This is a genomic window from Phocaeicola salanitronis DSM 18170, from assembly GCF_000190575.1.
Classification (GTDB): Bacteria; Bacteroidota; Bacteroidia; order Bacteroidales; family Bacteroidaceae; genus Phocaeicola; species Phocaeicola salanitronis.
Genome location: NC_015164.1, coordinates 2,304,877 through 2,329,102 on the forward strand (window position 1 = coordinate 2,304,877; position 24,226 = coordinate 2,329,102).

Consider the following 24,226-nt stretch of genomic DNA (forward strand, 5'->3'; position numbering starts at 1 on the left):
ACCGGTTACACAACATTTTTTCGCCAAAGTTGTTGCATAATTCAAAAGAAGCTAGTACCTTTGCCACGCAATTAAGAAAAACACTCTTCAGTAGCTCAGTCGGTTAGAGCATCTGACTGTTAATCAGAGGGTCGTTGGTTCAAGTCCAACCTGAAGAGCAAAAAACATATAAATTCTTCAGTAGCTCAGTCGGTTAGAGCATCTGACTGTTAATCAGAGGGTCGTTGGTTCAAGTCCAACCTGAAGAGCAAAAACAAAAGAAGACAACATTCATTCTTCAGTAGCTCAGTCGGTTAGAGCATCTGACTGTTAATCAGAGGGTCGTTGGTTCAAGTCCAACCTGAAGAGCAAAAAAGTTCGCCTAAACAAGCGGACTTTTTTTATAACCATTAACAAACAAATCATTATGGACGATTCAAACCCGCGAACGTACACCGAAATTATTAACCGCTTCTTTACAGAAGCAAGCGGAGAATGAACGCTCTGATGATTCATGCTTGCTCCTGTATGAACGCAAAACAAGAAAGGAGTAAAGCACATGAGAAAATACCTTTACTGCGAAGCCGGCTTTATGGAAAAGAAGAACTGGCTTCCCGGATGCTGGGTAAACGTAGAATGCCCTACCGATGATGATTTCAAATTCCTGACAGAAACTCTAAAAGTTCCAACTGCCTTCCTGCATGATATCGCCGACACTGACGAACGGCCACGTACAGATACAGAAGGCAACTGGCAACTCATTATCGTACGTATTCCGATACAGACACAAAGCAGCAAAGTGCCTTACAGCACTATTCCCATCGGCATCATCACCAACGATGAAATCACCGTATCTGTGTGCTACCACTCCAGCGAGATGATTCCAGACTTCATCCAGCATACACGCCGCAAGCAAATTCAGGTTCCCAATAAATATGAATTGATTTTACGGCTTATCTATTCTTCAGCCGTATGGTTCCTGAAATACCTGAAGCAAATCAATAATGAGGTAAGCAGTGCCGAAAAAGAACTGGAGCGAAGCATCCGTAACGAAGATTTGCTACGGCTGATGAATCTACAAAAAAGCCTGGTGTATTTCAATACCTCCATCCGGGGCAACGAAGTCATGATTAGCAAATTCCAGAACATTTTCGAGACCAAAGACCGTGAAAACAAGGAACTGACCGAAGACGTACTGATTGAACTGAAGCAAGCACGCAACATGGTAAATATCTACAGCGACATTCTTACCGGTACAATGGATGCCTTTGCCTCTATCATATCAAATAATGTAAACACGATTATGAGGCGCATGACTACGCTGTCTATTGTCTTGATGGTGCCTACATTAATAGCCAGTTTTTACGGCATGAATGTCGACATTCATTTAGAACATGTCCCACATGCGTTCTCGCTCATCATATGCCTGTCGGTTGCGCTTTCGGCAATGGCATTTATCATTTTCCGGAAAATCAAATGGTTCTAATCAAAAATCAAAAGCCAGTTGCCCGTCGCCTAACAAATTGAAACTCATCCGGTGATACGGAGTCGTTCCGTAAAGCCGGATGGCTTCGCGGTGTTTCCGAGTAGGATATCCCTTGTTACCTTTCCAGTCATACAACGGATACTCATCATGCAGACAATTCATGTAATCATCCCGGTAGGTTTTCGCCAAAATAGAAGCTGCCGCAATAGACAGATATTTCCCGTCCCCCTTGACAACCGTCGTATGAGGAATGCCCGGATAAGGATTGAAACGATTTCCGTCAATCAGCAGATGCTGCGGACGGACGGCAAGCTGCTCCACAGCTCTGTGCATAGCTAAAAAAGACGCATTCAAGATATTGATTTGATCAATCTCTGCGGGTGAGACCACCCCTACTGCCCATGCCAAAGCATCGCTCTCAATAATGTTACGCAACTTATACCGTTGACGTTCTGTCAGCTTCTTCGAGTCATTCAACAACTCATTCTGATAGCCGGACGGTAAAATCACAGCAGCCGCATACACAGCACCGGCAAGGCATCCTCGCCCCGCCTCATCACATCCGGCCTCTATCAAATCTTTATGTAAATAAGGTAATAACATCGTGTACATTCTCTTTTCACTTCATAAATGTTGCTTCTGCAAACAGACACAAGTACCAGTTCAAAGTAACAGAAGCATTTACGCCAAAAAACAAAAAAACCGGAATCTGAAAAGATTCCGGCCTCTTTTTATATTGCATTTACAGAATTATTCAGCTTTAGGGGCTTCCTCTGTAGTAGCTTCAGCAACAGGTGCTTCGGCTGTAGTTGCTTCAGTAGCAGGTACTTCAGCGGCAGCAGATGCAGACTTCTTAGAACGACGGGTGCGAGTTGCTTTTTTAGCAGCAGTCTTAGCCATGTTCTCATTATAGTCAACCAGTTCGATAAAGCACATTTCAGCGTTATCTCCCAAACGGTGACCGGTTTTGATAATACGGGTATAACCTCCCGGACGATCTGCAACCTTTACAGAGATTTCCTTGAAGAGTTCAGTTACAACATATTTGTCTTGCAAATAGCTGAATACTACACGACGAGAATTAGTTGTATCGTCTTTTGAACGAGTAATCAATGGTTCTACGTATTTCTTCAAAGCTTTAGCCTTCGCAACAGTCGTAGTGATTCTTTTGTGCTTAATCAAAGAACATGCCATATTAGCCAACATAGCGTGTCTGTGAGAAGCAGTACGACCTAAATGGTTAAATTTCTTATTGTGTCTCATTTTTTATTCTTTATCTAATTTATACTTAGAAATATCTGTTCCAAACGACAGATTCAGACTCTCGAGCAAATCATCAAGCTCCGTGAGCGATTTCTTACCGAAGTTACGGAATTTCAGCAAGTCGGTCTTGTTAAACTGTACCAAGTCTCCCAATGTTTCCACATCGGCAGCTTTCAAACAGTTCAAGGCACGGACTGACAAGTCCATATCAACCAACTTGGTCTTCAGCAACTGGCGCATGTGCAAAACTTCTTCATCAAATTCTTCGTTACCATCAGCATCTGAAGTTTCAAGCGTAATTTTTTCATCTGAAAACAACATGAAATGGTAAATCAAAATCTTCGCAGCTTCTTTCAGCGCTTCTTTCGGGTGAATGGAACCATCCGTCGTAATCTCCAACACCAACTTTTCATAGTCGGTCTTCTGTTCTACACGATAATTCTCTACCGCATATTTGACATTACGAATCGGAGTGTAAATAGAATCGATAGGAATTACATTCACATCGGTACAGAATTCCCGGTTTTCATCAGCCGGCACATATCCGCGACCTTTGTTAATTGTAAGATCTATCTGCATAGTTGCTTTTGAATCTAAATGGCAAATAACTAATTCAGGATTTAACACTTCAAATCCGGTCAAATACTTACCAATATCTCCTGCCTTAAATTCAGTAGAATTCTCCACGGTAATGCTTACCTTTTCGTTTTCGAACTCTTCAACTATTTGCTTAAACCGTACTTGCTTCAGGTTTAAGATAATGTTAGTAACATCTTCCTTAACTCCCGGAACAGTTGCAAATTCATGTTCAACACCTTCGATATGAATAGTGTTAATCGCATAACCTTCCAGCGAAGAAAGAAGAATACGGCGTAAAGCATTACCAACGGTAATACCGAAACCGGGTTCAAGCGGACGGAATTCAAATTTTCCAAATTTAGAATCCGCTTCCAACATTAATACTTTATCAGGTTTTTGAAATGCTAATATCGCCATGAAATTAATTATTTTATTTAGAGTACAATTCTACGATCATGTGTTCTTTAATGTTTTCAGGAATGTCTGCTCTTTCGGGGACATGCAACAATTTACCCATTTTTGAGTTTTCATCCCATTCCAACCAAGGATATTTGCTGTGATTGAATCCAGCCAATGAATTAGCAATAGCCTCCAAAGACTTGGATTTTTCACGAACACCTATCAGCTGACCCGGCTTAACAGCAAAAGAAGGAATATTCACTACTTTGCCATCCACAGTAATATGCTTATGACTTACCAATTGACGAGCAGCAGCACGTGTAGGCGCAATACCCAAACGGAACACAATATTATCCAAACGACATTCAAGACTCTGCAACAGGATTTCACCGGTAATACCGTTCATGCTTGCAGCCTTCTCAAACAAATTACGGAATTGTTTTTCCAAGACGCCATAAGTATATTTAGCTTTTTGTTTTTCAGCCAACATGACTCCATATTCAGAAGTCTTTCTACGGCGAGTATTTCCATGTTGTCCAGGAGGATAATTTTTCTTAGACAACACTTTATCAGCTCCAAAGATTGCTTCACCGAATTTACGTGCAATTCTTGTTTTTGGTCCAGTATATCTAGCCATTTTCTTTAATTTAAAATTAATTGTTATTCATGAACTCAATTTGTTGCAGCCGCGATTACAGAAAGGAAATGCAATCCATGTATCTAACAAAATCAAGTTACACTTTAAATTAAGTTATCTAAAATTATACTCTTCTTCTTTTCGGAGGACGACAACCGTTATGAGGCAATGGAGTCACATCAATAATTTCAGTAACTTCAATTCCAGCACCGTGTACAGTACGGATAGCAGACTCACGTCCGTTTCCAGGACCTTTCACATAAGCTTTCACTTTTCTCAAGCCAAGATCATATGCAACTTTCGCACAATCTTGAGCAGCCATTTGAGCTGCATAAGGAGTGTTCTTCTTCGAACCTCTAAATCCCATCTTACCAGCAGAAGACCATGAAATAACCTGACCTTCACTGTTTGCCAAAGAAACAATAATGTTGTTGAATGAAGAATGTACGTGCAATTGTCCATTCGCATCGACCTTCACATTTCTTTTTTTAGCTGCGACTGTTTTTTTTGCCATATTAACAATTATTATTTAGTAGCTTTTTTCTTATTTGCAACAGTTTTCTTTCTTCCCTTACGTGTACGAGCATTGTTCTTTGTGCTCTGACCTCTTACAGGAAGTCCCAAACGGTGACGAACACCACGATAGCATCCTATATCCATTAATCGCTTAATGTTCAACTGGATTTCAGAACGAAGATCACCTTCTACTTTGTATTCAGCACCGATAATCTCACGAATCTTGGCTGCCTGATCATCAGTCCAATCCTTTACTTTCAAATCACGGTCAACTCCCGCCTTATCCAAAATCTTTGCTGAACTACTGCGCCCAATACCAAAAATGTATGTCAACGCAATCTCACCTCTCTTATTTTGAGGCAAATCTACACCAACTATTCTTATAGCCATATTCTAAATTATTTTTCTGCAAAAATAATAATAAATTATCCTTGACGTTGTTTATACTTAGGATTTTTCTTATTAATAACATACAAACGGCCATTACGTCTCACGATTTTGCAATCCGGCGTACGTTTTTTTAATGATGCTCTTACTTTCATATCTATTTTCTTTTTTATTTATATCTAAACACGATTCTTCCTTTTGACAAGTCGTACGGCGACATTTCCACACGCACCTTATCACCTGGTAATATTTTAATGTAATGCATTCGCATTTTGCCTGAAATATGAGCCGTAATCTCGTGCCCATTTTCCAATTCTACACGAAACATTGCATTTGACAATGCTTCAACGATGATACCATCTTGTTCTATTGCAGATTGTTTTGCCATATATTAATTTAATCCTCTTTGTTTCTCAATATATCCTCTATATATTCAAATGATGATAAGATATCAGCCTTTCCTAACCCTACTGCCACTGTATGCTCGAAATGCGCTGCACATTTACGGTCTGCTGTACGAATAGTCCAACGGTCATTCTCCATAACTATCTTACGGCTGCCTAGCGTTATCATTGGCTCAATTGCAATGCACATACCTTTTTTCAACAAGATACCCGTACCTCTTTTCCCATAATTAGGAACCGGAGGATCTTCGTGCATTTCCTTACCTATGCCATGTCCAACAAATTCGCGAACCACACCATACGACTTTGCTTCACAATGTTGCTGAACTGCATAACCAATATCACCTAAACGTTTCCCATGTACAGCATTTTCAATTCCCTTATACAAAGCTTCCTTTGTCGTTTGCAAAAGAGCGGCAATCTCTGGTTTTACTTCACCCACACAGAATGTATATGCCGAATCACCGCAATACCCATCCATGTACGTTCCGCAATCAATAGAAATAATATCACCCTCTTTCAAAGGCGTATCATTGGGTATGCCATGCACAACCTGCTCGTTTACTGAGGTACAAATAGAACCGGGGAATGGTCCGCCATAAGGATTTGGAAATCCCTTGAAAGTAGGAGTTGCCCCATGATCTCTTATAAACTCCTCAGCCACTTTATCAAGCTGTTTCGTAGTAACCCCAGGCTTTATCAACTTAGCTAACTCCGCCAAAGTCCTCCCCACAAGGAGATTACTTTGACGTAATAGCTCTATTTCATCATCTGTTTTCAGAAATATCATATTGAAAGCAATTAATATGCAGCCACACCCGAACGGCCCTTGATTCTACCTGAACTCAACAGCCCATCATAATGACGCATCAACAGATGACTTTCTACCTGTTGCAAAGTATCGAGTACGACACCTACAAGAATCAACAATGATGTACCACCAAAAAATTGCGCAAATTCTGCTTGAACTCCAAAAATACCGGCAAATGCAGGGAGAATGGCAATAACAGCCAAGAACAAAGACCCCGGTAAAGTAATACGCGACATTATCGTATCAATATAATCTGCCGTACTCTTACCCGGCTTAATACCTGGTATAAAACCATTATTCCGTTTCATATCTTCAGCCATTTGGGTAGGATTAATCGTAATTGCGGTATAAAACCACGTAAATACGATAATCAAAATAGCAAAAACCAAATTGTACCAAAAACTTGTATGGTCAACAAAAGCCCGAGCTATACCACTCGCTGAAGCCACATTTGAAAATCCGATAAAAGTAATAGGAATAAACATGATAGCTTGCGCAAAAATAATCGGCATCACATTTGCAGCATTTACCTTTAAAGGAATGTATTGTCTTGCACCACCATATTGTTTATTCCCCACAATACGTTTTGCATATTGTACAGGAATTTTACGGACACCCTGCACCAACAAAATTGCAGCGGCAATCACCAAAATCAACACGACAATTTCCAACAAAAACATGATGATACCTCCTGCACCTGGAGACGCAAGGCGAGAAACGAATTCACCAGAAAAGGCCTGCGGAAGACGGGCAATGATACCAATCATGATAATCAACGAAATACCGTTTCCAATACCCTTATCTGTGATTCTTTCACCCAGCCACAAAATAAACATACTTCCAGCTGCCAAAATGATGGTAGAAGTAATAATAAAGAAAGTCCAATCTAATGAAGCATTAAGAGCCGGACCTGCCTGCATTTTCAAGTTGATCAGATAAGACGGAGCCTGAAAAATCAAAATAAAAATAGTCAGAATACGTGTATACTGATTGATTTTCCTACGCCCGCTTTCACCTTCACGCTGTAGTTTCTGGAAATAAGGAACTGCAATCGCCAACAACTGAATCACGATGGATGCAGAGATGTACGGCATAATTCCCAATGCAAAAATAGAGGCATTGGAAAAAGCTCCACCAGAGAACATGTTCAACAAGGCAAGAAGACCTTCACTTGTTTGTTCATGCAATTTTGACAACATATCAGGATTGATACCTGGAAGAACCACATACGAACCGAATCTGTAGATTGCGACAAACAATATAGTAATGAGGATCCGCTGTCTCAGATCCTCAATATTCCATATGTTCTTTAATGTTTCAATAGATTTTCTCATTGAATCAGAGTTTTACTGCATTACCACCAACGGCTTCGATTGCAGCTACTGCACTCTTAGAAAAAGCATGAGCTTCCACATCGAGTTTCGTAGTTAAACTACCGTTACCAAGAACTTTCACTAATTGATTAGAAGAAATAAAACCGGCTTCAATCAAATCATTAATACCAACCTTTAACAGATTCTTAGCTGTTGCCAATTCCTGAATAACGTTCAGATTAATGGCTTTGTATTCAACACGATTAATATTCTTAAAACCAAATTTGGGGACACGGCGCTGAAGCGGCATCTGACCACCTTCAAAACCGATCTTTTTAGAATAACCCGATCTTGATTTTGCTCCTTTATGTCCTCTTGTAGAAGTGCCCCCTAAACCAGATCCGGCACCACGACCAACTCTTTTTCTGGTTTTAGTAGAACCTGCTGCAGGACGTAAACTATTTAAATTCATATTGCAAAATTCTTTAATAATTATTACTTAACGATTGTAACAAGATGCCTTACCTTCTCAACCATACCCAGAATAGAAGGAGTTGCTTCAAGTTCAACCATATGATTCAATTTACGAAGTCCCAGCGCATCCAATGTCCGTTTTTGAGTCGCAGGTGCACCAATTCTACTCTTAACTTGTTTAATCTTAATAGTTGACATCATTACCTCCTTATCCTCTAAATACTTTATCCAAACTTACACCTCTATTTTGAGCCACCATGCGAGCATCACGCATTTCGCTTAAAGCAAGGATTGTAGCTTTCACCAAATTATGCGGATTAGATGAGCCTTTAGACTTAGCCAATACATCAGTTATACCCACACTTTCCAAGACAGCACGCATTGCGCCTCCTGCTACGACTCCAGTACCTGTTGAAGCCGGCTTAATGAAAACTTGAGCACCGCCGAATTTAGCATTTTGCTCATGAGGAACTGTACCTTTCAAAACAGGTATCCGTGTCAGATTTTTCTTTGCAGCTTCCACACCTTTAGCAATTGCAGCTGTTACTTCACCTGCTTTACCAAGACCCCAGCCAATAATACCGTCCTCATTTCCGACTACGACAATAGCAGCAAAACTGAAAGTTCTACCACCTTTCGTAACTTTTGTCACACGGTTTATTGCCACCAATCTGTCTTTTAACTCAATATCGTTAGTGATCTTAATTCTATTATTAACTGCCATAATCCATTAAAATTTAAGTCCACCGTTACGAGCAGCATCAGCCACTTCTTTTACTCTCCCATGATATAAGTAACCATTACGGTCAAATACGACAGTCGTAATACCAGCTTCCTGTGCTTTTTTAGCAATCAGCTCACCAACTTTAGCAGCTTGTTCCTTTTTAGGCATGACTTCCATACCCAATGAAGAAGCAGCAGCCAAGGTCTTACCGTTCAAATCATCGATAACTTGAACATAAATTTGCTTATTGCTTCTAAAAACGCTCATGCGCGGACGTTCCGGAGTACCTGAAATCTTGTTACGTACTCTATATTTAATCTTAATTCGTCTTTCTATTTTTGTTGTCATAATTATTCGATTTTATAAGAATTATTTAGCACCAGCTGACTTACCAGACTTTCTGCGAATTTCTTCACCAACAAACTTAATACCTTTACCTTTATAAGGTTCAGGCTTACGGAAAGAACGTATTTTTGCACAAACCTGACCAAGCAGCTGTTTGTCACAAGATTCCAATATAATAAGAGGGTTCTTATTTCTTTCAGATTTGGTCTCAACCTTTATTTCAGGAGGCAACTGCATAAAGATATTATGCGTATATCCCAAAGCAAAGTCAATGATATTACCGTTATTCGTTGCACGGTAACCGACACCGACCAATTCCAATTCCTTCTTATAACCTTCTGAAACGCCCACAACCATATTGTGAATTAATGCACGGTACAAGCCGTGATATGCATGACGCTGCTTTAAATTGTCAAGCATTTCATTCTCATTCTCTTTCAACACTACGTGACCATCTGCAACAGTCACCTCAATTGCAGGATTCACAAACTGACTCAATTCACCTTTAGGACCTTTTACACTAACTACATTATCCTTCAAAGTTACTGTTACAGCTGCAGGAATAACAATTGGCAATTTACCTATTCTTGACATAACTTACCCTCCATTAATATACGTAACAAAGAACTTCACCGCCTATTCTCAAAGCAGAAGCCTCCTTATCAGTCATTACACCTTTGGAAGTAGATATAATAGCAATACCTAATCCGTTAATAACTCTCGGCATGTCCTTGTAGCCAGTATACTTACGCAAACCTGGAGTGGATACTCTAATCAGCTTCTTGATAGCATTTACCTTATTTACGGCATCATACTTCAAAGCCACTTTGATAGTACCTTGAGGACCATCTTCTACAAATTTGTAATTCAGGATGTAACCTTTGTCAAACAAGATTTTTGTAATCTCCTTTTTCAAGTTTGAAGCAGGCACTTCCACAACTCTGTGCTTTGCACTAATTGCATTTCTCAACCTTGTGAGATAATCTGCGATTGGATCTGTCATAAAACTTAATTGTTAAATTAATCAGGACTACCCTGACAATATTTAATAATAAACACTCATTACCAACTTGCTTTCTTTACGCCTGGAATCAGTCCATTAGATGCCATTTCACGAAATTGAATACGTGAAATACCAAACTGGCGCATATAGCCTTTAGGACGCCCCGTTAACTTACAACGGTTATGCAAGCGAATCGGGTTTGCATTTTTAGGCAGGTCCTGCAATTTTTGAGCAGCCTCAAATGCAGCAACAGGATCACCTGATTTTACAATTTTCTTCAACGCCGCACGTTTCTCTGCGTATTTGGCTACCAGCTTAGCTCTTCTTACTTCACGAGCTTTCATTGATTCTTTTGCCATATCTATCAGTCTTTTTTAGCGTTTTTAAACGGTAAACCGAATTCCTTCAACAATGCATATCCTTCTTCATCAGTATTTGCAGAAGTCACAAACGTAATATTCATCCCCAAAATTTTGGTGATGCTATCAATATTGATTTCAGGGAAGATGATTTGCTCTTGAATACCTAATGTATAATTGCCTCTTCCATCAAACTTACTTTCAATACCTTTGAAGTCACGGATTCGAGGCAAAGCCACACGAATCAGTTTTTCAAGGAATTCATACATTCTTTCACGACGCAAAGTAACCATTACTCCAATCGGCATTTTCTTACGCAGCTTGAAGTTAGCGATATCTTTGCGTGACACAGTTGCCACCGCTTTTTGACCAGTTATTGCAGTTAACTCATTGATAGCAACATCAATAATTTTTTTATCAGCAACAGCCATACCCAAGCCTTGGTTGATTACAATTTTCTTGAGTACGGGAATTTGCATGGATGAAGAATACTGGAATTGATTCTTCAATGCAGGAGCAATGCGCTCTGCATATTCTTTCTTAAGGCTTGCAGTATTACCCATTATTTAATCTCCTCTCCCGATTTTTTAGCATAACGAACAAATGTTCTTCCATCAGAACTTTCTCTTCTACCAATACGTGTCGGTTTACCAGTCTTCGGATCAACCGGATTCAGGTTAGAGATGTGAATAGGAGCTTCCTGCTTCACAATCCCTCCCTGAGGATTCTTTGCATTAGGTTTAGTGCTCTTAGATACCATATTGATACCTTCAACCACCGCACGTCCTTCTTTTACAAGAACTTTCAACACACGCCCAGTTTTACCTTTATCTTCACCAGAGTTCACGTAAACTGTATCGCCTTTTTTAATATGTAACTTACTCATTACTTTACTCTTTTACAAAATTAAAGTACTTCAGGTGCAAGTGAAACCACTTTCATGTTTGCACTACGCAACTCTCTCGCCACTGGTCCAAAGATACGACTTCCCCTAATTTCACCTGCGTTATTCAACAATACGCAAGCATTGTCATCAAAACGAATATAAGAACCATCAGCACGACGGATTTCTTTCTTAGTACGTACCACCAAAGCTTTAGATACTGCACCTTTTTTAATATCACTTGAAGGGATTACGCTCTTTACAGAAACGACAATCACATCCCCGACAGAAGCGTAACGTCTCTTTGTTCCGCCCAAAACACGAATACAAAGAGCTTCTTTCGCGCCACTGTTATCACATACTGTAAGTCTGGATTCTGCTTGTATCATAATTACTTAGCTCTTTCGATTATTTCAACCACTCTCCATCTTTTAGTTTTGCTCAAAGGACGAGTTTCCATGATACGAACGGTATCACCGATTCCGCATTCATTCTTTTCATCATGAGCATGGAATTTTTTCGTTTTAGAAACGAACTTACCATAAATAGGGTGTTTCTCCTTAAACTTAGCCGCAACAGTAATGGTCTTATCCATTTTGTTGCTGACAACAACACCTGTTCTTTCCTTTCTTAAATTTCTACCTTCCATAAGACCAATTATTTGTTGTTAAGTTCTCTCTGACGCAATTCACATTTCATGCGTGCAATGGTTCTACGCAATGACTTGATTTGTGCAGGATTTTCTAACGGAGAAATTGAATGGTTCAACACCATCTGATTATAATTAGCGACTTCGGTCTGAATTCTTTCAGCCAATTCATTGGTAGCTATTTCTCTAATTTCTGCAATCTTCATATCAATTAAGCATTTTGACTTGCGTCATAATCACGTCTAACAATAAACTTAGTTGTAACAGGAAGTTTTTGAGCCGCCAGACGCAATGCTTCCTTTGCTACTTCAAAAGATACTCCCTCTACCTCAATCAGAATACGTCCTGGAGTTACAGGAGCTACGAAACCTTCCGGATTACCTTTACCTTTACCCATACGCACATCTGCAGGCTTACGAGTAATAGGCTTATCCGGGAATATACGGATCCAAATCTGACCTTGACGTTGCATATATCTAGTTACAGCAATACGAGCTGCCTCAATCTGACGTCCGGTAATCCATTTAGTCTGCAAAGACTTAATGCCAAAAGTACCGAAAGCCAATTGATGTCCACGTTGGGCATTCCCCTTTGCGCTACCTTTCTGCTGTCTTCTGAATTTTGTCTTTTTCGGTTGTAACATAATTCCTAAAATTCAAATTCGTTAGCGATTGTTATTTTTCTTTCTGCGGAAATTCTTGCCACCATTATTTCCGTTTCCGCCACGGCCGTTATCTTTTGTCTGGGTAAAGTTAGGAGCCAACTCACGTTTTCCATAAACTTCACCACGGCAAATCCATACTTTAATACCCAACAAACCAACTTTTGTCAGTGCCTCTGTATGGCAATAATCGATATCTGCACGGAAAGTATGCAATGGTGTACGACCTTCCTTATACATTTCAGAACGTGCCATTTCTGCACCGTTCAAACGACCGGAAATCAACACCTTAATACCTTCAGCACCCATACGCATTGTATTAGCAATAGCCGTCTTGATTGCACGACGGTAAGCAATCTTACCTTCCACCTGGCGAGCGATATTATTTGCCACAATCACAGCATCGAGCTCCGGTCTTTTTACTTCAAAGATATTGATTTGAATGTCCTTATCGGTGATCTTCTTCAACTCCTCTTTTAATTTATCAACTTCTTGACCACCTTTACCAATGATAATTCCCGGACGAGCAGTACATACAGTAATTGTCACCAATTTCAGCGTACGTTCGATCACGATTCTTGAAACGCTGGCTTTTGCAAGTCTGGCATTCAAATATTTACGAATTTTGCTGTCTTCCAGCAAAGCTTCACCATAATTCTTGCCACCGTACCAGTTAGAATCCCATCCTCTGATTATTCCTAAACGGTTGCTTATCGGATTAACTTTCTGTCCCATCTACTCTTAATTTTTATCATTAGTATTTTTAGAATCAACAAACAAAGTCACATGGTTAGAACGTTTGCGAATTCTGTAACCTCTACCCCGTGGAGCCGGTCTCATTCTTTTCAACGTAACTCCTTCATCAACAAAAATCTTGGTTACATAAAGTTCACCATCTTCAGCCTTGCGCTCGTTCTTCGTTTCCCAGTTCGCAATAGCAGAACGTAATAATTTTTCCACTTTTGAAGAAGCAGCTTTTGAAGAAAACTTCAATACGCCAAGTGCACGGTTCACTTCCATACCACGAATCATATCTGCTACCAAACGCATTTTACGTGGAGAAGACGGCACATTCCGCAATTTTGCGAAATACATGGTTTTAAGGGCTTCTTTTCTTTTTTCAGCCGATATTTTTTTTCTTGCTCCCATTATTATTCACTTTTTATTATTCCAAAAAGCTCCTGTTTTTTATTTTTTCTTGTTACCTGCATGGCCACGGAATGTACGTGTCGGAGCGAATTCGCCCAACTTATGTCCTACCATGTTTTCTGTAACATAAACAGGAATAAATTTATTTCCGTTATGAACTGCAATTGTATGCCCAACAAAATCAGGCGAAATCATTGAAGCTCTAGCCCATGTCTTAACAACTGACTTCTTGCCGCTTTCATTCATGGCAAGCACTTTCTTTTCCAGTTTTACATTAATATATGGACCTTTTTTTAATGAACGACTCATAATTTACTCAATTAAATCAGTTGTTATTACTTTCTTCTTTCTATTATATACTTAGAAGACTGTTTCTTCGGTGATCTAGTCTTCAAGCCCTTCGCATACAAACCTGTACGTGATCTCGGATGACCTCCAGACTGACGACCTTCACCACCACCCATCGGGTGATCAACAGGGTTCATAACAACACCACGGTTGTGAGGACGACGTCCCAACCAACGAGAACGACCCGCCTTACCAGAAGCCTCCAACGCATGGTCTGAATTACCAACCCCACCAATAGTAGCCTTACAAGTAGATAAAACCTTTCTCAATTCACCTGAAGGTAATTTAATAACGCAATAGTTACCTTCACGCGAAGTCAACTGAGCGAAATTACCAGCCGATCTAACCAAGACAGCACCTTGTCCCGGACGCAACTCAATGTTATGAATCACCGTACCTACCGGGATGTTCTCCAACGGAAGTGCGTTACCAATCTCAGGCGCCGCATCCGCTCCAGACATCAATGTGCTGCCCACTTGCAATCCATTAGGAGCAATAATATATCTTTTTTCTCCATCAGCATAAAACAACAAAGCGATACGAGCCGAACGGTTCGGATCATATTCGATTGTCTTTACCACTGCTGGAACACCGTCTTTATTTCTCTTGAAGTCTATGATACGGTATTTTCTCTTATGACCGCCACCAATATAGCGCATTGTCATTTTACCTACATGGTTACGACCACCTGTAGAACGCTTACCATACACAAGAGATTTTTCTGGTACCGATGCAGTAATTTCCTCAAAAGTACCAATAATTTTGTGTCTCTGCCCCGGTGTTGTGGGCTTAAATTTACGTACTGCCATCTTCTTTAAATATTACTATAAAAATCAATCGTATCGCCTTCTTTCAAGGTTACAATGGCTTTCTTAAAAGCATTCTTGCGCCCCTTAAGCAAGCCTGATTTTGTATAACGGGTCTTATTCTTTCCCTGATAACGCATCGTGTTTACATCCAACACAGTTACGTTATACAAAGCTTCGATTTCGCTCTTAATTTCCAATTTGTTGGCATCCGGACAAACAACAAATCCAAAACGGTTATTCATTTTATCAGATATCGCTGTCATCTTTTCTGTAACCAACGGTTTTATAATTATTCCCATATTACATCTGCCTCCTTTAATTATTTAACTAAAGTTTCCTCGATAGCTTTCAATGCATTCTCTGTAACAACAAGAGTTTCTGCGTTCAACACCGTATAGGTATTCAGCGCAGAAGCAATCGCCAAATTTGTACGCTCCAAATTACGAGCTGACAAATATACGTTTTTATTAGCTTCCGGCAAAACAACAAGCAATTTCTTGCCTGCTACTTTAAGATTATTCACAACATTTACGAAATCTTTTGTTTTCGGAGTCTCAAACGTGAAGTCTTCAACTACAACGATATTGTTTGCCTGAGCCTTATAAGACAAAGCAGATTTACGAGCCAAAAGTTTCACTTTCTTATTCAACTTAAAGCTATAATCACGAGGCTTCGGACCAAATACACGAGCTCCACCAACCAACAACGGAGAGTTGATATCACCACGACGTGCACCGCCACCACCTTTCTGACGGCCTAATTTACGAGTAGAACCACTGATTTCGCTTCTTTCCTTTGACTTATGAGTACCTTGGCGCTGGTTAGCCATGTACTGCTTTACAGCCATGTAAATAGCGTGGTCATTTGGAGTAATCCCGAAAATCGCATCGTTCAAGACAACTGTTCTTCCGGTATTCTCACCTTTAATATTTAATACATTAACTTCCATTATTTCTCAATTATTACGATTGAACCTTTGTAACCCGGAACGGAACCTTTAATCAAAAGTAAATTATGTTCGGGGATAACTTTTAATACTTGCAAGTTATGAGTAGTCACTCTGTCGCAACCCATGTGTCCAGCCATACGCATTCCCTTGAACACTTTAGCGGGATATGAACATGCACCGATAGAACCGGGCTTACGCGCACGGTTATGCTGACCGTGAGTAGTCTGACCTACACCACCAAATCCATGGCGTTTTACAACACCCTGATAGCCTTTACCCTTTGATGTTCCAATAACGTCTACATAAGGAGCGTCATTAAACAATTCTACGGTAATGGTGTCACCTAAATTCAATTCTTCTGAGAAATCTTTGAACTCGGCCAAGTGTCTCTTGGGAGTTACTCCAGCTTTTTTGAAATGACCCATCAGCGGTTTGGTTGTGTGCTTTTCCTTCATGTCTTGGAAACCCAACTGAACAGCTGCATAGCCATCTTTTTCTACACTCTTAATCTGAGTAACTACACAAGGACCAGCTTCGATAACAGTGCATGGTACATTCTTACCATCAGCACTGAAAACGGATGTCATTCCGATTTTCTTTCCTAATAATCCTGGCATTTCAGTTAATTTTTAATTCATTAAACTTTAATTTCTACTTCTACCCCACTCGGTAATTCCAGCTTCATCAAAGCGTCTACTGTCTTTGCAGTCGAGCTATAGATGTCAATCAGTCTCTTGTAAGAAGACAATTCAAACTGTTCACGTGACTTCTTGTTAACGAAAGTCGAACGGTTCACAGTAAAAATACGCTTGTGAGTAGGCAATGGAATCGGACCGCTCACAATCGCACCGGTTGCCTTTACTGTCTTTACGATCTTCTCAGCTGACTTATCTACCAAGTTGTGGTCGTAAGATTTCAATTTAATTCTAATTTTCTGACTCATTTTATTACATTATTAATTTATTCAACAAGGATGAAGCATGAGGGTTAAGAGTCATTCGCTAACCCTCATCAGCTTCAAACTATTCATTTATTATACCAAGTCTGTACGACCTTTTACTTCTTCCAATACCGCTTTAGCGATAGAAGAAGAAACCTGTGCATGGTGATCATAGGTCATTGATGAGGTAGCACGTCCTGAGGTAATCGTACGCAAAGCAGTTACATAACCGAACATTTCTGCCAACGGAACCATTGCTTTTACGATACGGGCACCTGAACGGCTTGTTTCCATACCTTCTACCTGCCCACGACGCTTGTTCAAGTCACCGATTACATCACCCATGTTTTCTTCCGGAGTAACTACTTCCAGTTTCATAATCGGCTCCATCAGAACCGGACCTGCCTTCACACAAGCATTCTTGTAAGCTTGGATAGCACAAATTTCAAATGACAACTGGTCAGAGTCTACCGGGTGGAATGAACCATCCTTCAGCACAACCTTCAACGAATCAAGCGGGAAGCCAGCCAGCACACCATTCTTCATAGCGGTCTGGAAACCTTTCTGTACAGAAGGAATAAATTCCTTAGGCACATTACCGCCTTTCACTTCATCAATGAACTGCAATCCGCCTTGCTTCCAATCTTCGTCAACCGGACCTACAGTAACAATTATATCAGCAAACTTACCACGACCACCTGATTGTTTCTTATATACTTCACGCAATTCAACGGTCTTCGTAATAGCTTCCTTATAGTTAACCTGCGGACGGCCTTGATTACACTCAACCTTGAATTCACGTTTCAGACGGTCGATGATAATATCCAAGTGAAGCTCACCCATACCGGAAATAATTGTCTGGCCGGTTTGTTCATCCGTACGTACAGTAAAGGTCGGGTCTTCTTCTGCCAACTTAGCCAAGCCGTTAGACAGCTTATCCAAGTCTTTCTGAGTCTTCGGCTCTACTGCAATACCGATAACCGGTTCGGGGAAGTCCATTGACTCCAATACAATAGGAGCAGTTTCATCACACAAAGTATCACCAGTACGGATATCCTTGAATCCGACACCTGCGCCGATATCTCCTGCGCTAATTACTTCTACCGGATTTTGCTTGTTAGAGTGCATCTGGAACAGACGTGAAACACGCTCTTTCTTACCCGAACGAGAGTTATAGATATAAGAACCTGCCTCAACCTTACCAGAATAAACACGGAAGAAAGTCAGACGACCTACATACGGGTCGGTAGCAATCTTAAATGCCAAAGCAGCTGTTTTTTCATCTTCGCTCGGCTTACGGTCTTCTTCAGCTCCGGTAGAGGGGTTTGTACCCACAATATTCGGAGTATCCAGCGGAGAAGGCAAGAATGCGCAAACATAATCCAACAACGTCTGCACGCCCTTATTCTTAAATGAAGAACCGCACAACATCGGCACGATTTCCATCTTCAAAGTTCCGGCACGCAAAGCACGAAGGATTTCTTCTTCTGTAATCGTAGAAGGATCATCGAAGTATTTTTCCATCAAAGCTTCGTCGAACTCAGCTACTTTTTCCAGCATCTTATCACGCCATTCATTCGCTTCATCAACCAAGTTTGCAGGAATATCCTCTACCGAATAATCGGCACCCATGGTTTCATCATGCCAATAAATAGCTTTCATCTTAATCAAGTCAACCAATCCCTTGAAGTTTTCTTCGGCACCGATAGGAACAACTACCGGACACGGATTAGCACCCAATACATCTTTCATCTGGCGGACAACTTCAAAGAAGTCAGCACCGGAACGGTCCATCTTATTCACATAACCGATACGAGGCACACTGTACTTGTCAGCCTGACGCCATACGGTTTCCGACTGAGGTTCAACGCCACCTACGGCACAATATGTAGCTACAGCACCGTCCAACACACGCAACGAACGTTCTACTTCAGCAGTAAAGTCTACGTGTCCCGGAGTATCAATCAAGTTGATTTTGTACTTGTTGCCGTCATAGTTCCAATAAGTGGTGGTAGCAGCAGAGGTAATGGTAATACCACGTTCCTGCTCTTGTTCCATCCAGTCCATCGTAGCAGCGCCGTCATGAACTTCACCGATTTTGTGAGTCAAACCCGTATAGAACAAAATACGTTCTGAAGTCGTGGTTTTACCTGCATCGATGTGAGCCATGATACCGATGTTACGGGTCAAATGCAAATCATGTTTAGCCATTTTAAATCCTTCTTAATTAGTTATATACTTGATTAGAATCTGAAGTGAGCGAATGCACGGTTAGCTTCAGCCATACGATGCATGTCTTCCTTACGTTTGAAAGCACCGCCTTGTTCATTGTATGCATCCAGAATTTCAGCAGCCAATTTGTCAGCCATTGACTTTCCGCCACGCTTACGAGCGTAAGCAATCAGGTTTTTCATTGAAATTGACTCTTTACGTTCCGGACGGATTTCAGTCGGAACCTGGAAAGTCGCTCCACCAATACGGCGAGATTTCACCTCCAGCTGAGGAGTGACATTATCCAATGCTTTTCTCCATACTTCCAAAGCTGATTTCTCTTCGCCCGGAAGCTTTGTGCCTACCAGGTTCAATGCCTTGTAGAAGATCTCGTAAGAAGTGTTCTTCTTACCGTCGTACATCAAATGGTTTACGAATTTAGACACCTTCTGGTCGTTATACACCGGATCCGGAAGGATAACACGTTTCTTAGGTTTTGCTTTTCTCATTTTGTTTGATAATAATGTTCAGTTTGGGGCTGTACCTTTTCGTTTTCTTCAACGTCTCCTCCAAGACATTTACTCAACCTTAAAGCTTTTCCTGCAAACCAAAACGAATGAATGAATAAATTTAGTTACGCTCGGCAGACAGATTATTTCTTACCTTTTCCTGCCGGAGCCGCCTGTCCCGGTTTCGGGCGTTTAGCGCCGTATTTAGAACGTCTTTGAGTACGTCCGGCTACACCGGCTGTATCCAATGTTCCACGAACGATATGGTAGCGCACACCCGGAAGGTCTTTCACACGGCCGCCGCGTACCAATACGATAGAGTGTTCTTGCAAGTTGTGTCCTTCTCCCGGAATGTACGAGTTCACTTCCTTAGAGTTTGTCAGACGCACACGAGCAACTTTACGCATTGCAGAATTCGGTTTTTTCGGAGTTGTAGTGTAAACACGCACGCAAACGCCACGTCTTTGCGGACATGAATCCAATGCCGGCGATTTACTCTTATCAACCAAAACCTTTCTTCCTTTTCTTACTAACTGTTGAATAGTAGGCATTTTGTTTGATTTTTAATTATTTATATTATTGTATTTATTGTTTTCTTCATTCTCAGCCGAAACTATACATTTCGGGCTGCAAAATTACAAATAACTTTTTAATGCACAAACTGTTTTTGCATAAAATTCTGAGAATGATGAAATTTTCTGCCCGCGACCTGCAAGGAAAGGACACAAAAAAGAGGATTATCCTCTTCAACAGAGAAGATAATCCTCTTTTCAATATGATAATCCTCTTTCTGATATGAATAGAGGATTCACCTACCCAACGTTTGCTTAGAGCCTGTTTAAATTTTCCAATAAAGTAATATTCTATCAGGTTCTTTTGCGTTTGTTTCCGGTCTGTTTTCCCGATTTTATTCGTCAGATAGCCCGCTATCCTCCTCATAAAATCAGAAAAACATCCTCGAAAACAATTCGCAAAATTAAACTGAGCAAAATTTAAACAGGCTCTTATACTATAAATATATAAAGGAGTAACCTTAACCCAACAATTCTTTTACCTTAGCCGAAATAGCGCGCCCTTCGGCAAGTCCGGCCAATTCTTTGGTGGCTACGCCCATCACCTTACCCATATCCTTGCCACCGACGGCACCTACACGAGCAATGATGTCTTTCAATTTAGCTTCCAGTTCTTCGGGTGAAAGTTGCTTCGGAAGATAAGCTTCGATAACACGCACTTGCGCCATTTCCTCTTCCGCCAATTCGGGACGCCCTGCCTGAATATAGCTTTCAGCAGAGTCTTTGCCTTGCTTCACCAACTTCTGCATCAGTTTCAGGGCTGCATCATCTGCCAGTGTATCGTTTGCTCCCGGAGCCGTTTTCGCTTCAAGAAACACCTTCTTTACATTGCGCAAGGCTTCCAGCCTTACTTTGTCTTTTGCCTTCATGGCTTCTTTAATATCATTGCTGATCTGGTCAAATAAATCCATAGCCGTATAATATTTATAAAATTAAACTTATCAACTGAATGTAATTGTCGTCGAACCGCTTTCGTTTACCGGTGTTTTAGGCACCCGTGCCTCATTGGCAGACGCACGCAACTGGATGCTTTCAAGCACCTTCTTCGAACGCTTATAGGTCGGGGTATTATCTACAATACTGATTACATCATCGTTATCCAAATCATCTTGCTTGAAGACGTAAATCTTGTAGTTGCCTTTTTTCTTTCCGCCCTGTTGTCCCGGCGTATAGATTTCATTCCGGCGCTTAATCTTTTCTTGCCTGATCCGTTCTTCCTCTTCCCGTTTCTTAATCTCCTCAGCCGTATGTTTTTTGGTCAAGGCATCGTCCATTTCCGGAATATCCTTAATGCCAAAACCCGTGGCAAGAATCGTAAACTTCACTTTCCCTTCCAACGTATCGTCAATGTAAAGTCCCCATTTGGTCTCCACATCCTCTCCGAAACGGCTCATGAACTCGTGCACCTCGTTCATTTCTTCCATCATCAGGTCATTGTTCGTGCTATACGAGATATTGAACAGGATTTTCTTTGAATTAAAGATATCATTATTGTTCAATAGCGGAGAATGCATGGCATCATTAATCGCCTGGGTAACACGTCCTTCCCCATCTCCGTATCCGGTACTCATCAGGGCGACTCCACCATCCTTCAATACGGTTTTCACATCGTTGAAGTCAAGGTTGATAATGCCCTCAATGGTAATGATTTCGGCTATGCTCTTAGCTGCCACCGAAAGCGTGTCATCAGCCTTCGCAAACGCGTTCATCACGCTAAGGTCGGAATACACATCACGCAAGCGTTCGTTATTGATAACCAATAAGGCATCTACATGCTTGCTCATCTCCTCCACCCCGTCGAGCGCCTGATCTATCTTCTTGTTTCCCTCGAAAAGGAAGGGGATGGTCACGATGCCTACGGTCAGAATACCCATATCCTTAGCCGTTTTGGCGATAATCGGAGCGGCTCCCGTTCCGGTACCTCCACCCATTCCTGCCGTGATAAACACCATTTTACATCCGTCATTGAGCATGTTTTCGATGTCTTCCATGCTTTCTTCAGCCGCGGCTTTCGCACGCGACGGACGGTTTCCGGCTCCCAGCCCTTCCCGTCCCAGCTGAAGCTTTACGGGAACAGGTGATTTCCGGAGTGCCTGGTTATCTGTATTGCATACCACGAATGTTACATCGTGGATTCCTTCTCTATACATGTGGTTGACCGCATTTCCGCCGCCACCTCCTACACCGATTACCTTAATAATACTCGGTGTTCCGCCATTCGAAAAGTCGAAAGGCATTGTTGTTTCGTCCGACATAATTCTTATTTATTTAGTTCGGTGAATATTCAGCTTAATTTTCTCCCTTCATCATCTCGTCCGCCTCGTTCTTCAAGATATTAATCAGCTTCTTAAGCGGATTATTGTCCGACTTTTGCTGGCTGATGACAGCACGCAAGTCATTCAGTTCCTGCATTTTTTCGGATATCTTCAAGTCTTGCGCCTCTTCTATCTTGGCAAGGGCATCCTTGTATTTCTTGCGCTCCGCCAATCGCTTGGCTTCTGCTATCAGCGCTTCGCAATCACGCAGACGCTTTTGGGCACGTTCCTGCTCTTGCCGGATGCGTTCTTCTTCCAATTGTTTCTTGCGTTCAGCCTCCGCCTTCAGCCTTTTGGCTTCTTCCTCTTTCCGCTTACGCTCTTCTTCCGCCTTTTTCTTGGCTTCCTCCTCTTCCTCTTGCTGCTGAAGCCAGCTCAACTGGCTCTTGTGAGGGTCTATTTTGCAACAATTCTCTTTCCCTGCGGCAAGCAGCCCGATTAATGTATTTTGCGAACCGTTGGGAGTGACATACTGTTCCTCGTCCTTCAGTTCGACATTCCCGCTTTGGGCGATGCGAATCTTATCTATTTTCGTAATAGCCGTAAATGCCTTACACAGGTTGGGCAGGCGGGAAGCTCCGCCCGTAATGACGATACCTGCGTTCAGTTCGTTTCCATGTCCCGAAAGCTTGATTTGGTTCCAGGCATTCTCCAGAATCTCGGCAGTCCGCGCCTCGACGATATCCTCCAACTTCCGGGCGCGAATAGAGCACCTTCCGTCAAGGACATATTCCTGATTCATATCCTCTTCTTCCGCCGATTCGGTATAAGCGCTTGCATAGTTCAATTTCAATTGCTCCGCATCTTCTTCTTCGATTTGGAGGCTGGCAATGTCTTTCGTGATATTGCTGCTTCCCAACGGGATAACCGCTACATGGCGGAGAAGGTTGTTCTTGTAAACGGATACAGTGGTCGTATCAGCTCCAAAGTCCACCAAAGCACATCCCGCACGTTTTTCGCTTTCGGTCAATACGACATTAGCCGTTACCAGCGGAGAGAGCAAATAGTCTGCAACTTCACATCCGGCTTGACGGAAACATTGGCGGATGTTGCTTTTCAACGCGTTACGCGCGATGATGTTGACATAATGCCCTTCGATATGTTCCGTAGGGATACCTACCGGTTCGGTCGTGAGCTGGTTCCCCACCTTATATTCTTGAGGTTCGACAGCAAGGATTTCCTGGTCTATCAGGTTCATACTGCAATTACTCTTCATCAGTTCGTCAATCAGGGCTTGCGAAATCTTCACCTCCTCGCCCAATTGTTTGGTTTCGATGTTGCGTATGCTTCTCAAGGACTGGCCGCCGATGCCTACATATACTTTCTTGATAGACGCTTGCAATTGATCTTCCAGGCGTTGGATAACCGAAGTCAGGCATTGGGTAGTTTTATCCAGATTGTAAATAATGCCTTTTTTTATACAGTCTGAAGAATGCTCACTGGCGTATGCAAGTATCTGGATGCTTCCATCGGCATTTTTCTTACCCGCAATGCCCGTGATTTTACTCGAGCCCAGTTCGATTGCTGCTATAAAATCTGTTACTGCCATATC

General features: G+C 41.5%; 38 protein-coding genes and 3 tRNA genes. 4 read left to right on the forward strand and 37 right to left on the reverse strand.

Annotation, left to right across the window (positions count from 1 at the left end):
• The first annotated feature begins 84 nt into the window (after nt 1-84).
• The 4 genes from BACSA_RS09940 (at nt 85) to BACSA_RS09955 (ending at nt 1,465) form a co-directional block, all read left to right on the forward strand.
• A tRNA-Asn gene (locus BACSA_RS09940) sits at nt 85-158 on the forward strand.
• Between the two features lie 16 nt (nt 159-174).
• Nucleotides 175-248: transfer RNA gene (locus tag BACSA_RS09945), tRNA-Asn, on the forward strand.
• A 26-nt stretch (nt 249-274) separates the two neighbouring features.
• Nucleotides 275-348, forward strand: a tRNA-Asn gene (locus tag BACSA_RS09950).
• Nucleotides 349-538: 190 nt separating this feature from the next.
• A complete protein-coding gene (locus tag BACSA_RS09955; protein WP_013617976.1) occupies nt 539-1,465 on the forward strand; it encodes a magnesium transporter CorA family protein in 927 nt (308 codons plus the stop codon).
• On the opposite strand, the gene BACSA_RS09960 is transcribed toward BACSA_RS09955, so the two are convergent.
• The 37 genes from BACSA_RS09960 to ftsA form a co-directional block, all read right to left on the reverse strand.
• Nucleotides 1,466-2,068: a ribonuclease HII gene (locus BACSA_RS09960; RefSeq protein WP_013617977.1), complete on the reverse strand. Its 603-nt coding sequence runs from the start codon at nt 2,066-2,068 to the stop codon at nt 1,466-1,468.
• Nucleotides 2,069-2,215: 147 nt separating this feature from the next.
• Nucleotides 2,216-2,728, reverse strand: coding sequence for a 50S ribosomal protein L17 (gene rplQ, locus BACSA_RS09965; RefSeq protein WP_013617978.1), 513 nt, complete (start codon nt 2,726-2,728; stop codon nt 2,216-2,218).
• A 3-nt stretch (nt 2,729-2,731) separates the two neighbouring features.
• Complete coding sequence (locus tag BACSA_RS09970; RefSeq protein ID WP_013617979.1) at nt 2,732-3,724, reverse strand: DNA-directed RNA polymerase subunit alpha; 993 nt, start codon at nt 3,722-3,724, stop codon at nt 2,732-2,734.
• A 13-nt stretch (nt 3,725-3,737) separates the two neighbouring features.
• Nucleotides 3,738-4,343: a 30S ribosomal protein S4 gene (gene rpsD / locus BACSA_RS09975; protein WP_013617980.1), complete on the reverse strand. Its 606-nt coding sequence runs from the start codon at nt 4,341-4,343 to the stop codon at nt 3,738-3,740.
• Nucleotides 4,344-4,467: 124 nt separating this feature from the next.
• Nucleotides 4,468-4,857, reverse strand: coding sequence for a 30S ribosomal protein S11 (gene rpsK / locus BACSA_RS09980; RefSeq protein WP_013617981.1), 390 nt, complete (start codon nt 4,855-4,857; stop codon nt 4,468-4,470).
• 11 nt (nt 4,858-4,868) lie between these two features.
• On the reverse strand, nt 4,869-5,249 hold the full coding sequence (gene rpsM / locus BACSA_RS09985; protein WP_013617982.1) for a 30S ribosomal protein S13: 381 nt from the start codon (nt 5,247-5,249) through the stop codon (nt 4,869-4,871).
• A 35-nt stretch (nt 5,250-5,284) separates the two neighbouring features.
• On the reverse strand, nt 5,285-5,401 hold the full coding sequence (ykgO, locus tag BACSA_RS19355) for a type B 50S ribosomal protein L36 (protein WP_013617983.1): 117 nt from the start codon (nt 5,399-5,401) through the stop codon (nt 5,285-5,287).
• A 14-nt stretch (nt 5,402-5,415) separates the two neighbouring features.
• Nucleotides 5,416-5,634 carry a translation initiation factor IF-1 gene (gene infA / locus BACSA_RS09990; protein ID WP_013617984.1) on the reverse strand — a complete coding sequence of 73 codons (219 nt, stop codon included), beginning with the start codon at nt 5,632-5,634 and terminating at the stop codon, nt 5,416-5,418.
• Nucleotides 5,635-5,642: 8 nt separating this feature from the next.
• Nucleotides 5,643-6,440, reverse strand: a complete 798-nt coding sequence (map, locus tag BACSA_RS09995) for a type I methionyl aminopeptidase (RefSeq protein WP_013617985.1) — start codon at nt 6,438-6,440, stop codon at nt 5,643-5,645.
• An 11-nt stretch (nt 6,441-6,451) separates the two neighbouring features.
• Entirely contained in the window at nt 6,452-7,795 is a 1,344-nt protein-coding gene (gene secY, locus BACSA_RS10000) for a preprotein translocase subunit SecY (RefSeq protein ID WP_013617986.1), read from the reverse strand.
• A 4-nt stretch (nt 7,796-7,799) separates the two neighbouring features.
• Nucleotides 7,800-8,246: a 50S ribosomal protein L15 gene (gene rplO / locus BACSA_RS10005; protein ID WP_013617987.1), complete on the reverse strand. Its 447-nt coding sequence runs from the start codon at nt 8,244-8,246 to the stop codon at nt 7,800-7,802.
• A 23-nt stretch (nt 8,247-8,269) separates the two neighbouring features.
• Nucleotides 8,270-8,446 carry a 50S ribosomal protein L30 gene (gene rpmD, locus BACSA_RS10010; RefSeq protein ID WP_013617988.1) on the reverse strand — a complete coding sequence of 59 codons (177 nt, stop codon included), beginning with the start codon at nt 8,444-8,446 and terminating at the stop codon, nt 8,270-8,272.
• A gap of 10 nt (nt 8,447-8,456) precedes the next feature.
• Nucleotides 8,457-8,972, reverse strand: a complete 516-nt coding sequence (rpsE, locus tag BACSA_RS10015; protein ID WP_013617989.1) for a 30S ribosomal protein S5 — start codon at nt 8,970-8,972, stop codon at nt 8,457-8,459.
• Between the two features lie 6 nt (nt 8,973-8,978).
• Nucleotides 8,979-9,320 carry a 50S ribosomal protein L18 gene (rplR, locus tag BACSA_RS10020; protein WP_013617990.1) on the reverse strand — a complete coding sequence of 114 codons (342 nt, stop codon included), beginning with the start codon at nt 9,318-9,320 and terminating at the stop codon, nt 8,979-8,981.
• A gap of 21 nt (nt 9,321-9,341) precedes the next feature.
• Complete coding sequence (gene rplF, locus BACSA_RS10025; RefSeq protein WP_013617991.1) at nt 9,342-9,911, reverse strand: 50S ribosomal protein L6; 570 nt, start codon at nt 9,909-9,911, stop codon at nt 9,342-9,344.
• A gap of 13 nt (nt 9,912-9,924) precedes the next feature.
• Nucleotides 9,925-10,320, reverse strand: coding sequence for a 30S ribosomal protein S8 (gene rpsH / locus BACSA_RS10030; RefSeq protein WP_013617992.1), 396 nt, complete (start codon nt 10,318-10,320; stop codon nt 9,925-9,927).
• A gap of 59 nt (nt 10,321-10,379) precedes the next feature.
• Nucleotides 10,380-10,679: a 30S ribosomal protein S14 gene (gene rpsN / locus BACSA_RS10035; protein WP_013617993.1), complete on the reverse strand. Its 300-nt coding sequence runs from the start codon at nt 10,677-10,679 to the stop codon at nt 10,380-10,382.
• Nucleotides 10,680-10,684: 5 nt separating this feature from the next.
• A complete protein-coding gene (rplE, locus tag BACSA_RS10040; protein WP_013617994.1) occupies nt 10,685-11,242 on the reverse strand; it encodes a 50S ribosomal protein L5 in 558 nt (185 codons plus the stop codon).
• Nucleotides 11,242-11,565 carry a 50S ribosomal protein L24 gene (rplX, locus tag BACSA_RS10045; protein WP_013617995.1) on the reverse strand — a complete coding sequence of 108 codons (324 nt, stop codon included), beginning with the start codon at nt 11,563-11,565 and terminating at the stop codon, nt 11,242-11,244. Before rplX ends, rplE begins: the two co-directional genes overlap by 1 nt.
• Nucleotides 11,566-11,585: 20 nt before the next feature.
• Nucleotides 11,586-11,951, reverse strand: a complete 366-nt coding sequence (gene rplN / locus BACSA_RS10050; protein ID WP_013617996.1) for a 50S ribosomal protein L14 — start codon at nt 11,949-11,951, stop codon at nt 11,586-11,588.
• Nucleotides 11,952-11,953: 2 nt separating this feature from the next.
• On the reverse strand, nt 11,954-12,211 hold the full coding sequence (rpsQ, locus tag BACSA_RS10055; RefSeq protein ID WP_013617997.1) for a 30S ribosomal protein S17: 258 nt from the start codon (nt 12,209-12,211) through the stop codon (nt 11,954-11,956).
• Nucleotides 12,212-12,219: 8 nt separating this feature from the next.
• Nucleotides 12,220-12,417, reverse strand: coding sequence for a 50S ribosomal protein L29 (rpmC, locus tag BACSA_RS10060; RefSeq protein ID WP_013617998.1), 198 nt, complete (start codon nt 12,415-12,417; stop codon nt 12,220-12,222).
• Nucleotides 12,418-12,422: 5 nt separating this feature from the next.
• Entirely contained in the window at nt 12,423-12,854 is a 432-nt protein-coding gene (gene rplP, locus BACSA_RS10065) for a 50S ribosomal protein L16 (protein ID WP_013617999.1), read from the reverse strand.
• A 21-nt stretch (nt 12,855-12,875) separates the two neighbouring features.
• Nucleotides 12,876-13,607, reverse strand: coding sequence for a 30S ribosomal protein S3 (gene rpsC, locus BACSA_RS10070; RefSeq protein WP_013618000.1), 732 nt, complete (start codon nt 13,605-13,607; stop codon nt 12,876-12,878).
• A 6-nt stretch (nt 13,608-13,613) separates the two neighbouring features.
• On the reverse strand, nt 13,614-14,021 hold the full coding sequence (gene rplV / locus BACSA_RS10075) for a 50S ribosomal protein L22 (protein ID WP_013618001.1): 408 nt from the start codon (nt 14,019-14,021) through the stop codon (nt 13,614-13,616).
• 39 nt (nt 14,022-14,060) lie between these two features.
• Nucleotides 14,061-14,330 (reverse strand): 30S ribosomal protein S19, encoded by a 270-nt coding sequence (rpsS, locus tag BACSA_RS10080; RefSeq protein WP_013618002.1) that lies wholly within the window; start codon nt 14,328-14,330, stop codon nt 14,061-14,063.
• Between the two features lie 26 nt (nt 14,331-14,356).
• Nucleotides 14,357-15,178, reverse strand: coding sequence for a 50S ribosomal protein L2 (gene rplB, locus BACSA_RS10085; RefSeq protein WP_013618003.1), 822 nt, complete (start codon nt 15,176-15,178; stop codon nt 14,357-14,359).
• 5 nt (nt 15,179-15,183) lie between these two features.
• Entirely contained in the window at nt 15,184-15,477 is a 294-nt protein-coding gene (gene rplW, locus BACSA_RS10090; RefSeq protein ID WP_013618004.1) for a 50S ribosomal protein L23, read from the reverse strand.
• Nucleotides 15,478-15,497: 20 nt separating this feature from the next.
• Nucleotides 15,498-16,127 (reverse strand): 50S ribosomal protein L4, encoded by a 630-nt coding sequence (gene rplD / locus BACSA_RS10095; protein WP_013618005.1) that lies wholly within the window; start codon nt 16,125-16,127, stop codon nt 15,498-15,500.
• Entirely contained in the window at nt 16,127-16,744 is a 618-nt protein-coding gene (gene rplC / locus BACSA_RS10100; protein WP_013618006.1) for a 50S ribosomal protein L3, read from the reverse strand. The genes rplD and rplC overlap by 1 nt, the downstream gene beginning before the upstream one ends.
• A 20-nt stretch (nt 16,745-16,764) precedes the next feature.
• On the reverse strand, nt 16,765-17,070 hold the full coding sequence (gene rpsJ / locus BACSA_RS10105; protein WP_005941888.1) for a 30S ribosomal protein S10: 306 nt from the start codon (nt 17,068-17,070) through the stop codon (nt 16,765-16,767).
• A gap of 90 nt (nt 17,071-17,160) precedes the next feature.
• Nucleotides 17,161-19,278, reverse strand: coding sequence for an elongation factor G (gene fusA / locus BACSA_RS10110; protein WP_013618007.1), 2,118 nt, complete (start codon nt 19,276-19,278; stop codon nt 17,161-17,163).
• A gap of 32 nt (nt 19,279-19,310) precedes the next feature.
• The gene (rpsG, locus tag BACSA_RS10115; RefSeq protein WP_013618008.1) at nt 19,311-19,787 is read right to left on the reverse strand and encodes a 30S ribosomal protein S7; all 477 of its coding nucleotides are present in this window, start codon (nt 19,785-19,787) and stop codon (nt 19,311-19,313) included.
• Nucleotides 19,788-19,930: 143 nt separating this feature from the next.
• The gene (rpsL, locus tag BACSA_RS10120) at nt 19,931-20,338 is read right to left on the reverse strand and encodes a 30S ribosomal protein S12 (RefSeq protein WP_013618009.1); all 408 of its coding nucleotides are present in this window, start codon (nt 20,336-20,338) and stop codon (nt 19,931-19,933) included.
• A gap of 482 nt (nt 20,339-20,820) precedes the next feature.
• Nucleotides 20,821-21,270, reverse strand: a complete 450-nt coding sequence (locus BACSA_RS10125) for a GatB/YqeY domain-containing protein (protein ID WP_013618011.1) — start codon at nt 21,268-21,270, stop codon at nt 20,821-20,823.
• A gap of 30 nt (nt 21,271-21,300) precedes the next feature.
• On the reverse strand, nt 21,301-22,614 hold the full coding sequence (gene ftsZ / locus BACSA_RS10130; RefSeq protein WP_013618012.1) for a cell division protein FtsZ: 1,314 nt from the start codon (nt 22,612-22,614) through the stop codon (nt 21,301-21,303).
• A 34-nt stretch (nt 22,615-22,648) separates the two neighbouring features.
• A complete protein-coding gene (ftsA, locus tag BACSA_RS10135; RefSeq protein WP_013618013.1) occupies nt 22,649-24,223 on the reverse strand; it encodes a cell division protein FtsA in 1,575 nt (524 codons plus the stop codon).
• Nucleotides 24,224-24,226: the final 3 nt, after the last annotated feature.

What these genes read in the sequence shown, in the direction of transcription:
- BACSA_RS09955 (WP_013617976.1), top strand. Translation starts at nt 539, where the DNA reads ATGAGAAAATACCTTTACTGCGAAGCCGGCTTTATGGAAAAGAAGAAC.
- BACSA_RS09960 (WP_013617977.1), bottom strand. Translation starts at nt 2,068, where the DNA reads ATGTTATTACCTTATTTACATAAAGATTTGATAGAGGCCGGATGTGAT.
- rplQ (WP_013617978.1), bottom strand. Translation starts at nt 2,728, where the DNA reads ATGAGACACAATAAGAAATTTAACCATTTAGGTCGTACTGCTTCTCAC.
- BACSA_RS09970 (WP_013617979.1), bottom strand. Translation starts at nt 3,724, where the DNA reads ATGGCGATATTAGCATTTCAAAAACCTGATAAAGTATTAATGTTGGAA.
- rpsD (WP_013617980.1), bottom strand. Translation starts at nt 4,343, where the DNA reads ATGGCTAGATATACTGGACCAAAAACAAGAATTGCACGTAAATTCGGT.
- rpsK (WP_013617981.1), bottom strand. Translation starts at nt 4,857, where the DNA reads ATGGCAAAAAAAACAGTCGCAGCTAAAAAAAGAAATGTGAAGGTCGAT.
- rpsM (WP_013617982.1), bottom strand. Translation starts at nt 5,249, where the DNA reads ATGGCTATAAGAATAGTTGGTGTAGATTTGCCTCAAAATAAGAGAGGT.
- ykgO (WP_013617983.1), bottom strand. Translation starts at nt 5,401, where the DNA reads ATGAAAGTAAGAGCATCATTAAAAAAACGTACGCCGGATTGCAAAATC.
- infA (WP_013617984.1), bottom strand. Translation starts at nt 5,634, where the DNA reads ATGGCAAAACAATCTGCAATAGAACAAGATGGTATCATCGTTGAAGCA.
- map (WP_013617985.1), bottom strand. Translation starts at nt 6,440, where the DNA reads ATGATATTTCTGAAAACAGATGATGAAATAGAGCTATTACGTCAAAGT.
- secY (WP_013617986.1), bottom strand. Translation starts at nt 7,795, where the DNA reads ATGAGAAAATCTATTGAAACATTAAAGAACATATGGAATATTGAGGAT.
- rplO (WP_013617987.1), bottom strand. Translation starts at nt 8,246, where the DNA reads ATGAATTTAAATAGTTTACGTCCTGCAGCAGGTTCTACTAAAACCAGA.
- rpmD (WP_013617988.1), bottom strand. Translation starts at nt 8,446, where the DNA reads ATGTCAACTATTAAGATTAAACAAGTTAAGAGTAGAATTGGTGCACCT.
- rpsE (WP_013617989.1), bottom strand. Translation starts at nt 8,972, where the DNA reads ATGGCAGTTAATAATAGAATTAAGATCACTAACGATATTGAGTTAAAA.
- rplR (WP_013617990.1), bottom strand. Translation starts at nt 9,320, where the DNA reads ATGACAACAAAAATAGAAAGACGAATTAAGATTAAATATAGAGTACGT.
- rplF (WP_013617991.1), bottom strand. Translation starts at nt 9,911, where the DNA reads ATGTCAAGAATAGGTAAATTGCCAATTGTTATTCCTGCAGCTGTAACA.
- rpsH (WP_013617992.1), bottom strand. Translation starts at nt 10,320, where the DNA reads ATGACAGATCCAATCGCAGATTATCTCACAAGGTTGAGAAATGCAATT.
- rpsN (WP_013617993.1), bottom strand. Translation starts at nt 10,679, where the DNA reads ATGGCAAAAGAATCAATGAAAGCTCGTGAAGTAAGAAGAGCTAAGCTG.
- rplE (WP_013617994.1), bottom strand. Translation starts at nt 11,242, where the DNA reads ATGGGTAATACTGCAAGCCTTAAGAAAGAATATGCAGAGCGCATTGCT.
- rplX (WP_013617995.1), bottom strand. Translation starts at nt 11,565, where the DNA reads ATGAGTAAGTTACATATTAAAAAAGGCGATACAGTTTACGTGAACTCT.
- rplN (WP_013617996.1), bottom strand. Translation starts at nt 11,951, where the DNA reads ATGATACAAGCAGAATCCAGACTTACAGTATGTGATAACAGTGGCGCG.
- rpsQ (WP_013617997.1), bottom strand. Translation starts at nt 12,211, where the DNA reads ATGGAAGGTAGAAATTTAAGAAAGGAAAGAACAGGTGTTGTTGTCAGC.
- rpmC (WP_013617998.1), bottom strand. Translation starts at nt 12,417, where the DNA reads ATGAAGATTGCAGAAATTAGAGAAATAGCTACCAATGAATTGGCTGAA.
- rplP (WP_013617999.1), bottom strand. Translation starts at nt 12,854, where the DNA reads ATGTTACAACCGAAAAAGACAAAATTCAGAAGACAGCAGAAAGGTAGC.
- rpsC (WP_013618000.1), bottom strand. Translation starts at nt 13,607, where the DNA reads ATGGGACAGAAAGTTAATCCGATAAGCAACCGTTTAGGAATAATCAGA.
- rplV (WP_013618001.1), bottom strand. Translation starts at nt 14,021, where the DNA reads ATGGGAGCAAGAAAAAAAATATCGGCTGAAAAAAGAAAAGAAGCCCTT.
- rpsS (WP_013618002.1), bottom strand. Translation starts at nt 14,330, where the DNA reads ATGAGTCGTTCATTAAAAAAAGGTCCATATATTAATGTAAAACTGGAA.
- rplB (WP_013618003.1), bottom strand. Translation starts at nt 15,178, where the DNA reads ATGGCAGTACGTAAATTTAAGCCCACAACACCGGGGCAGAGACACAAA.
- rplW (WP_013618004.1), bottom strand. Translation starts at nt 15,477, where the DNA reads ATGGGAATAATTATAAAACCGTTGGTTACAGAAAAGATGACAGCGATA.
- rplD (WP_013618005.1), bottom strand. Translation starts at nt 16,127, where the DNA reads ATGGAAGTTAATGTATTAAATATTAAAGGTGAGAATACCGGAAGAACA.
- rplC (WP_013618006.1), bottom strand. Translation starts at nt 16,744, where the DNA reads ATGCCAGGATTATTAGGAAAGAAAATCGGAATGACATCCGTTTTCAGT.
- rpsJ (WP_005941888.1), bottom strand. Translation starts at nt 17,070, where the DNA reads ATGAGTCAGAAAATTAGAATTAAATTGAAATCTTACGACCACAACTTG.
- fusA (WP_013618007.1), bottom strand. Translation starts at nt 19,278, where the DNA reads ATGGCTAAACATGATTTGCATTTGACCCGTAACATCGGTATCATGGCT.
- rpsG (WP_013618008.1), bottom strand. Translation starts at nt 19,787, where the DNA reads ATGAGAAAAGCAAAACCTAAGAAACGTGTTATCCTTCCGGATCCGGTG.
- rpsL (WP_013618009.1), bottom strand. Translation starts at nt 20,338, where the DNA reads ATGCCTACTATTCAACAGTTAGTAAGAAAAGGAAGAAAGGTTTTGGTT.
- BACSA_RS10125 (WP_013618011.1), bottom strand. Translation starts at nt 21,270, where the DNA reads ATGGATTTATTTGACCAGATCAGCAATGATATTAAAGAAGCCATGAAG.
- ftsZ (WP_013618012.1), bottom strand. Translation starts at nt 22,614, where the DNA reads ATGTCGGACGAAACAACAATGCCTTTCGACTTTTCGAATGGCGGAACA.
- ftsA (WP_013618013.1), bottom strand. Translation starts at nt 24,223, where the DNA reads ATGGCAGTAACAGATTTTATAGCAGCAATCGAACTGGGCTCGAGTAAA.